This window comes from Collinsella sp. AM13-34, from assembly GCF_003473055.1.
Classification (GTDB): Bacteria; Actinomycetota; Coriobacteriia; order Coriobacteriales; family Coriobacteriaceae; genus Collinsella.
Genome location: NZ_QRLE01000057.1, coordinates 1 through 1,599, shown reverse-complemented (window position 1 = coordinate 1,599; position 1,599 = coordinate 1). Strand labels below are relative to the sequence as shown.

General features: G+C 70.4%; 1 protein-coding gene. It reads right to left on the bottom strand.

Going from position 1 to position 1,599, the window contains the following annotated elements; genetic code table 11:
• Positions 1 to 16 precede the first annotated feature (16 nt).
• On the bottom strand, positions 17 to 1,306 hold the full coding sequence (locus DW151_RS10365) for an IS110 family transposase (RefSeq protein ID WP_158566613.1): 1,290 nt from the start codon (positions 1,304 to 1,306) through the stop codon (positions 17 to 19).
• Positions 1,307 to 1,599 lie beyond the last annotated feature (293 nt).

The following is a 1,599-nucleotide window of genomic DNA, read 5'->3' as shown; positions in this document are numbered from 1 at the left end:
TTGCGTCCTGACGCTCCTATTTGGCAAGGTGTTTTTTAGAATCCATTTTGCGCTCGGCCTCGAAGGCCCGCCTGTCCCAATCGAGCGGAAGTCCGGCCTCGACCCATGCCTCGTAGGCCCTCCTTATGGGCTTGAGCTCCCTTTGGCCCCTCTCCAGCATCGAGATGTACTTCTCGCTGGTTCCCAATATGGACGCCGCCCTCGCCTGGCTGACCTTCGCCGCGCGCCTGGCCGCCACGAGCTCCGAGGCGTCCTCGGGCCTCCTGATCTCGTGCGGGTGCATCAGCGCCCGGTACGCCTCCCTGGCCACGTAGCGCTTGAGGCACCTCATGACCTCCCTGTCGCTCTTTCCCCGCCCCCTGGCCCTCTCGGCGTACTCGGCGGTCTCGGGGTCGCGCATGACCCTCTGCCTCGCGATCTCGTGCAGCGCGCTGTTCGCCTGCCGGTCGCCGCCCCTGTTGAGCCTGTGCCTCACGGTCTTGCCGCTCGAGGCGGGGATGGGGCAGGCCCCGCATATCGCCGCGAACGACGCCTCGGAGCGCAGCCTGCCCGGGTTGTCCCCGGCCGCGACCGCGAGCTTGGCCGCGCTCACGGGCCCGCACCCGTACATCGCCAGCAGCGCTGGGCAGTTCTCCTCCAGGGACGCCTCGATCGCGCGCTCCATGTCGAGCGCCGCGTCGCGCGCCGCCTCCCACAGGTCCGCCAGCGCGCCGAGCGCGGCGCCCAGCGCGCCCTCGGCGCGCACGGAGGGGAGCTCCTCCATCAGCCTCGGCCCTCCCATGCCGCGGAACCTCGACCTGAGCCCCTCCGGCGCGGTGGTGAGCAGCGACCTCGCGGTGTTTATCGCCGAGGTCCGCGCCTTCACCGCCCCGGAGCGCGCCGCGAGCATGCAGCGCACCCCGTCGACCCACCCGTCCTGGCTCTTGGGGGTCCCGAGCTTCGAGCCGGACATCGCCGCGCGGGCGGCCCTCTCCGCGTCCGCCTCGTCGCACTTTCCCTGCCCCGGGCGCCTCCTCTGCATCCTCGCCGGGGAGAGCGCCTCGCGCACGGGCATCCCCAGCGACGCGAGGTGCCTGGTGAGGCCCGCCCCGTAGGACGACGTCCCCTCCATCGCGACGCAGGCCGGCTCCCCGGCCGCCGCGATCGCCCCGGCGAGCGCCTCGTAGCCCGCCGCGTCGGCGGGGAACTGGCGGGACAGGACCTTGCGGCCCCTCCAGTCGAGGACGCACAGCCAGTGCGAGTCGGCGTGGGTGTCGACCCCGCAGAAGACCGGCCCGCGGGCGCCGGGTGTCGATTCGGTTCTCATGTCTCGCTCCGTTCTTTCCGTGCTCGCCTGGACCGGGCAGACGGCACACTGACGGGGCGCGATAGAATGCGGTTGTTCGGGTCCGCGGTATCGCTCCATGCTCCTATTAGGTCATGCGGCGGTCTCGGCTCGCCGCGGCCCGCGCGGGACATGTCAGGAAACGAGGGCAGCCCTGTGGGCGCCAGCGGAATGTGGGGTCACCGCGCGGTCCGCATCTGATGGTGTCGACGTCAATGGTATACGGGCGCATCATCGACGTCTTCAATACAGACAATATCAGTGCGGAATGTTTT

Excerpts from the sequence above, each read along its gene's own strand:
- DW151_RS10365 (WP_158566613.1), bottom strand. The coding sequence starts at position 1,306 with ATGAGAACCGAATCGACACCCGGCGCCCGCGGGCCGGTCTTCTGCGGG.